7 protein-coding genes are annotated in these 6,924 nt (G+C 65.4%); all 7 read right to left on the bottom strand.

Features of this window, described 5'->3' with window-relative positions:
• Positions 1–1,352: HNH endonuclease signature motif containing protein (locus tag VN856_RS23105; protein ID WP_414687030.1), on the bottom strand; the 1,352-nt coding region annotated here is incomplete at its 3' end.
• A gap of 39 nt (positions 1,353–1,391) precedes the next feature.
• Positions 1,392–1,589 carry a ferredoxin gene (locus VN856_RS23100; RefSeq protein WP_325693434.1) on the bottom strand — a complete coding sequence of 66 codons (198 nt, stop codon included), beginning with the start codon at positions 1,587–1,589 and terminating at the stop codon, positions 1,392–1,394.
• Between the two features lie 10 nt (positions 1,590–1,599).
• Entirely contained in the window at positions 1,600–2,805 is a 1,206-nt protein-coding gene (locus VN856_RS23095; RefSeq protein WP_325693432.1) for a cytochrome P450, read from the bottom strand.
• Positions 2,806–2,904: 99 nt separating this feature from the next.
• Entirely contained in the window at positions 2,905–3,801 is an 897-nt protein-coding gene (locus tag VN856_RS23090; RefSeq protein WP_325693440.1) for an NAD(P)-dependent oxidoreductase, read from the bottom strand.
• Positions 3,705–4,523, bottom strand: a complete 819-nt coding sequence (locus tag VN856_RS23085) for an NAD(P)-dependent oxidoreductase (protein WP_325693430.1) — start codon at positions 4,521–4,523, stop codon at positions 3,705–3,707. The genes VN856_RS23090 and VN856_RS23085 overlap by 97 nt, the downstream gene beginning before the upstream one ends.
• Entirely contained in the window at positions 4,523–5,416 is an 894-nt protein-coding gene (locus tag VN856_RS23080; RefSeq protein WP_325693427.1) for an alpha/beta hydrolase, read from the bottom strand. Before VN856_RS23080 ends, VN856_RS23085 begins: the two co-directional genes overlap by 1 nt.
• Positions 5,417–6,924, bottom strand: a 1,508-nt coding sequence (locus VN856_RS23075; protein ID WP_325693424.1) for a thiolase C-terminal domain-containing protein, incomplete at its 5' end; no start/stop codon positions are given.

Below are 6,924 nucleotides of genomic sequence, written 5' to 3'. Positions count from 1 at the left end.
CGTTCTGCGGCAACGTAATTGGCCCGGTTTTGGGCGCGGGTACGCCGACGCCTCGGCATCATCGCGGCGCGGTCAGCAGAGCGTCTTAGGTCGCGTATCGAGTGGGGCGCGCCGGTGGGTACGCAAAGACTCGGAAACAATAGGGCGCTGCCGGGGGTGGTGATGTAGGTCTGTCCCGCGGGTGAGGTCCAGATGACCGTGCCATCGGGCAGTTGTTGATCACGCCAGCCCCAGAATGTTTTGAGCAAATGATGGCGCCGGCAAAGGCATTTGAGGTTGGACGCGTGGGTGGCCCCGCCGTCGGCGTGGGGGACGGTGTGGTCGAGGTCGCAGCACGTAGCAGGTTGGTCGCAGCCGGGGAAGCGGCAGGTCAGGTCCCGGCAGCGGACGAAGTCGGCTAGTTTCCGCGACGGGGTGTAGCCGGATTCCGGTGGCAAGTCGGCGGGGTGGATCAGGGGCCGTGACTTGGCTGACCGCGCCAACTCAACGATCAACTCGGCGGGGACGACCGCGTCGCTGCCGATCATCGAGCCTGGCATGCGCCCCGTGCCGTCAAGCGTCGCCTCGGTGGCGATGACATGGATTACTACAGGCGAAGGTGCGGGCGATGCCGCGGCGGCGCAATGTCCTTGACCGCAGCGACAACTCAGCCGGTCCGCTCCCACGGCCAGCGCGCCCAAGGCATCGGCGCGGCGCTGGTTGCGGGTGCGCGGGTCATCGGCACACACGGTGGCGGCCAATGCATCGAGGCGAGCGTCGATGGCGTGGGCGTCGGTAGTAACCAGGCGTCCGAACATCTCGGTCAACCCATCGGCATCGCCCCAGAACGAGACTTCGAGGTCGCCGCGGCGTTCCCGCCGCCGCCGCACCGCATCCTGATCGGCGCGCGCCACGATCCGGTCGACGTGTCCGCCAAGCCGACCCTGGGTGATGCCCGTCCACCGCGCAACCTTCAGTGCCAGTTCGGCATCCACGGCGTCCAGCACCTGCGGGTCGGTGATCAAGTCGGTGCGAAAGACGATCGTCTGAAACGCCCGGTAAGCGATATCGCCGGCCACAAGCAGCGCGCCCACCCGCGGCAGTCGCAACCGCATCGCCCGCGCGTAGTCCAGGTAACTGTCCGCCAACCCACGCGTGATCCCCAGCGCTGCCACTATCTCCGCGGTGATCGCGTCATGGGTGTCGGTGCCCCAGGTCTCGCGCTCACCGAAACGTCTCAGCCACAGCAGGTCCAACTCGCCGATCACCGCCAACCGCTGCCCCGCAGCCCGGTTCTCGGCCCGCGCCGCCTCCCGTAGTCGCCGCATCGTTGACTCGAACATACATTCGATTATGGCAGAAGGGTCCGACAAGACGACAACGCCTATATCGCAGCAACTCCGGGCTTGTAGCTATTCGCTGATCGAGATCGCCTGCCGCGGGCATTGCCGAACCGCTTCGAGCACCTGCTCTTCGTTTTCGGGAGTCACTTCGTCCTGCAACACGGTCAACGTGTCGTCATCCTCGAGCCGAAAAACCTCCGGGACGACGCCCATGCACACGCCGTTGCTTTCGCACAGGCCCCAGTCGACTTCAATCTTCTTTGTCACCCAGACCACCTCATCGCAACACCTTCACCGGGACGTTCAGCCAGCCGGCGACATTCTGCATGCTGACCCGCTTGCAGTCATCCCATTGCACTTCGTAGTTGGGCATGAAGTCGAGCAGCTTCTCCAGCGCGATCCTGCTTTCCATCCGTGCCAGTGCGGCGCCGAGGCAACTGTGAATCCCGTATCCCAGACCAAGGTGCTGCGCCTCGGTCTGGTCGCGGTCGATGTTGAAGGTGTCGGCGTCAGTAAAGGCGTCCGGATCGCGGTTCGCGGCGGCGTTCATCACGAACACCGGCTTGCCCGGTGGAATCGTGCCGCCACTGACGTGGGCCTCTTTGAGGGTGTAGCGGACGTTGTACTGCACCGGTCCCTCGTAGCGCAGCAGTTCCTCGACGGCAGCCGGGACCTTACTGCGGTCTGCTTTCAGCTTCTCCCACTCGTCGGGGTTGCGGGCGAACAGCACGGCCGCGCTGCCGACCAACTTGGTGACCGTCTCCGCCCCCGCACCGCCGAGCAACGTGGAAAAGCCGGTGATCTCGATGTCGTCGAGGCGGCGCGACGTGCCGTCGTCGCAAGGGATTTCGGCTGCGATCAGCCGGCTGATCATGTCGTCCTGCGGGTCCTCGCGGCGCTCCTGGATCAAGCCGTAGTAGTACATAGCGGTGTCGATGTTGGCTTGCATCCCGGCTTCGCTGACTTCGACCTGGCCCGGCTCGCGGCTCAGGCTGATGTCGATCCAGTGCCGCACCTGCTGGCGGTATTCCTCCGGCACTCCGGCCATCCGGGTGATGACTTCGACCGGGAACGGACCGGAGAAGTCCTGCACGACGTCGAAGTTGTCCGGATCAACCGCGCTGAGGTATTTGTCGGTCACCTCGTGCACGTCAGCCAACTGCGATTGAATCGCCCGCGGAGTGAAGGCCTTGTTGAGCAGGCTGCGCATGTGGCGGTGATCCGGCGGGTCCATGAAGATGATGGACCTCATCTCCTCGGAGATCCCCTTGCGCACCATCGCCAGGTCGCAGCCGCGAGTAGAGGAGTAGGTCTCGAAGTCCTTGAGCGCGCCGGCCACGTCCTCGTGTCGGGTCAGCGCGTAAAAGTCTTCTTTTTCGTCGTAGTAGAGCGGAGCGTCCTCCCGCATTCGTCGATAGATGTCGAATGGGTCCGTGAAGAACTCCTCGGAGAACGGATCAAAGACGACCTTTGGTTTGGTCATTTCACCCTCCTCACCGCCCAATGAGCGGCGTACAGCGTTACGACGGAATGCTCGACTGTAACGCTAACGGTAGCCGGTTCGTCGCGTGTCGAAAAGACCTCATCTGACCCTCGGAATTGCCACATCGATGACGTCGTCGATTGTGCCGAGGTCGCTGCCCAGTTCGGCGGCAATGCGCCTGATCACCGCGACGTCTTTGCCGACGAATTCGCCTGCGGTTTCGATGAAGGACGCCACCGATCCGCCGGCCGCGACGATGTCCAACACGCGGCTCGCCGCGCTCCCGTGCGGCAGAGCGGTGAGTAGCGCGGATTCCTCGACGCCGAGCCGCGCCGCGAATTCGACCGAGTCGGCAAGCAACCCGAGCTGCGCGGCGAACAGCGCATTGTTGATCAGCTTGACCTTCTGGCCGGCTCCCAGCGGGCCGACATGCAGGATCGGGTCCCCGTAGGAGCTCAGCACCGGGCGGACTCGGGCCACCGTGTGGTCGGCGCCGCCGACAAACAGCGTCAGTTCACCGGCCGCCGCGTTGTGCGGGCCGCCGCTGACCGGCGCATCCACCACGTCGACGTCGTGCGGCGCCGCGCGTTTGGCGATGATCTGGGCGGTGTGGGGGCTGCCCGTGGTGTGCAGCACCAGAACCGAGCCGGACGGCATCGCTGCGATCAGATCGTCGGTCAGGCAGATTTCGCGCACCTGTTCGTCGGTGAACACGCAGATCACCACCACGTCGGCGGCGGCGCCCACCGCCGCGACCTCGCCGACCGCTTCGGCCCCCAATTCCGCTATGGCTGAGCGCTTGTCGTTGGATCGACCGAGCACGCTGACTTCATAACCGGCCGCGACCAGGCGGGCCACCATAGGACGACCCATCCGCCCAGCGCCGACGAATCCGATTCTCACCGTGGGTGTTCCATGAGTGACAGCGTGGCATCGGCGGCGTCCAGCACAACCCCGCCGGCAGCGGTCACGGCGTCCGCGACGTCGGCGAGCAATCGGACGTCCTTCTGCAGCAGCGCGCCGGCCAGGCCGGCCAGCCGCTCCAAACCGGCGGTGTCGCCGCCAAGAGCGTTGAGCGCGAAGCTGTTACCGCTGCCGCGGGAGACGACCTCGCTGAGGCGGTCGGGTAAGACACCGAGCGCCTCGCCGAGCGCCAACGTGGTGGCCGCCGTCCCCAGGTTGGCGGTGAACAGCAAGTTGTTCAACAGCTTGGTGGTTTGTCCCGAACCGAGATCGCCAAGGTGCACGATCGGGTCGGCGTAGCTTTCGAACACGGGACGACACCGTTCGACGACGTCGGCGTCGCCGCCAACCATCACCAGCAGACGTCCTTCGGCCACCGCCGGTGCGCCACCACTCACCGGCGCATCGATAACTGAGACACCCTGCGCGGCAGCTGTTTTCGCGAGTTCGTGACATGTCTTGGGGTGTACGGTGCTGTGCACGGCGATTACGCTGCCGGGCTTGAGCCCGGCCAACACTCCGTCGTCGCCGCTGGTGATCTCCTCGACGTCGGTGTCACCCACCACGCACAGGCAGACGAGATCGCTGGCGGCGGCGAGTTCGGCCGGTGATTCGGCGAACTTGGCGGCGGTGCCGGTGAACGGTTGCAGTGTGGCCGGGCGGCGCGCCCACAGCGACGTCGGGAACCCGGCTTCGATGATGCGTCCGGCCATCGGACCGCCCTGGCTGCCCAACCCAATGAACCCGACGTCCATCAGCCGGCCTCCAAACCGCTTTGCTCGTCCGAAGTTTGACCGTTCACGCATTCGTCGGCGAACGACAGAACCGTCGAGTGATAGGTCGCGGCCGTGTAGCCGAGGCTGATGTTATGGCCGGCATCGCTTTGTTCGTTGATGTGGAAGCGTGGTACGCCGGAGAACAGTGCTGTGATCTCGGCCTGTGCCGGCGGATCGGACTGCCATACCTTCTCGTGCTCGGCGATGCTGAACTGCACGGGCACCCGCACGTTCGGGGCGAGGGCCGGAAAGTCTTGGCGGGCCCAGTTGGACACCATCTGATCCTCGTAAGGTGGTGCGCCCGGATAAACCGTTGCGCCGCCCAGTACTTCAGTCGGATACAGTTCGGCCGGATCCCACAACAGCTCGCGCAGCCCTGCCGGGCGGTGGTCCCGGGTGGCTACTTTCAGGATCGCGCGCGCCGCCGGATGGTAGTGCCGCCCGGTGCCCGCAAGTTCCATGCCGAGCAGATCGGTGCGGTGCCGGTCGGCGGCCATCCGCATCGCGAGTTCGCATCCGCCGGAATGGGCCATCAGGAAAAGCCCGGCACCGCGCGGTCTTTCGCCGAGAATCCGATCCACCGCGCCATATGCGAGCGCAACCCGTTGTTCGGGGCGGGCCACCGCCTCGGGGTAGGGAGCTGAGCTGCCGTAGCCGGGCCGGTCGAGTGCGATCACGGTGTATCCGTGCGCCGCGCCGGCTCGCAGCAGCGACGACTCAGGATGGCCTGGGCAATCGAAATACAGTGCGGTGGTGCCTCCGCCGTGAATAGCGACGATCACCGCTCGCGGGTCCGGCGCCTCGGCGACCAACGCGGACATCGGCACGCCGTCGACGATGACGAGCCTCGGCTGCGGAACTATCGTCGCCATCTACTCAGCCCGCAGCAGCAGCACGCCGCTGGGCGTCAGCCCGCCGCTGCTGACCACTCCGACGCGGGCATCGGCGACCTGTCGTTCGCCGGCCTCGCCGCGCAATTGCGTGATCGCTTCGTGCAGCAAACCCATGCCGTGGGTTCGGCCATGGGACAGCTGACCGCCGTGGGTGTTCAGCGGTAGCTGACCGTCGCGGGCGATGTTCTTTCCGCCGTCCAGGAAGTCTTTTGCCTCACCGATGCCGCAGAATCCGAGCGCTTCGATCCAGGACAAGCAGTTCATGGTGAACCCGTCGTACAGCTCGGCGACGTCGACGTCCGCGGGCTTCAACGAGGTGCGCGACCATAGGTGGGCGGATTGCCCTAATACCTGAGGTTCGTGGGTCAATGTGCTTTGGTCCCAATCGATCCGCTCGATGATCTGGGTGCCGACGGCGTCGACGAACACCGGTGGTTTGGCGGTGTCGTGGGCGGCATCGACGGCCGATACGATCACCGCGACAGCGCCGTCGCAGGGCACGTCGCAGTCGTAGAGCCCGAACGGTGTGGTGATAGGACGCGCATGGAGATAGTCGTCCATGGTCATCGGCGATCGGTACACCGCCGTCGGGTTCAGCTCGGCGTTGGCGCGCTGGTTCAACGCGATCCAGCCCAGTGTCTCTTTCGTCGTGCCGTAGCGGTGGAAATGGCGTTGTGCGTTCTGCGCCAACGTATGTGCGGCTGAGGTGGCGCCGAACGGCAGCAGCCAGTCGGCGCGACGGCCTCCCGACGGAACGATCTTGCCCTGCTTCATCTGCTCGTTGAAGGTGGCTTCCCACAAGGTCCGAAAGCAGAGCACATGCCGGGCCAGCCCGCCGGCGATGGCGAGCATCGCGGCGATCACCGAGCCGCCAGGGCCGAAAGTCTCGATGCCGCCGTTGTGCCAAGTCGGCCGAATGCCAAGGGCGGCTTCCAAAGAGGTGACCCCGCCTTCGCCGAAGCCGCCGAGGTTGCCGCCGCCAGGGTAGGTCGACATGCCGTCGATGTCGTCGATGGTCAGGCCGGCGTCGGCGATCGCTGCCTCGCACGCCGCGATAGTCAGCGACAGCGGTGGCACCATCAACCGCCGTCCGATCTCCGACATGCCGATCCCGGTGAGCGCCACCTTGTCTTCGAATTTCTCCGGCGTCAGCATCGGCCGCACGAACTCGCCGAACCGCTCCGGTGCGATCTCATCGATGGGCAACGCGGTGGATTCTGCGTCTTCGACGAGACGGAACAGCGGCAACCAGACGTCCTCGTCGTGCTCGAAGACGACCTCCACCTGCTGGCCCAATTCAAGTTGTTCGGGATCGCAGTCGATGATGTTGGTGGTCAGTCGAACTCGCGGGTCCTCGGCGATGGCGACCTGGGCGACGACGTAGGGGGCGGGCAGACCCGGCAGGCTGAAACGATGGTTGACGGTGAATCCGGCCAGCGTGGCGCGCCCGGAGACCGCTCGCACACTCAGGTTGTGCGAGCGGCAGT

The sequence above is a fragment of the Mycobacterium sp. genome (assembly GCF_035603715.1).
In the GTDB taxonomy this organism is placed as follows: Bacteria; Actinomycetota; Actinomycetes; order Mycobacteriales; family Mycobacteriaceae; genus Mycobacterium.
This window is presented reverse-complemented; position numbering and strand designations above follow the sequence as displayed.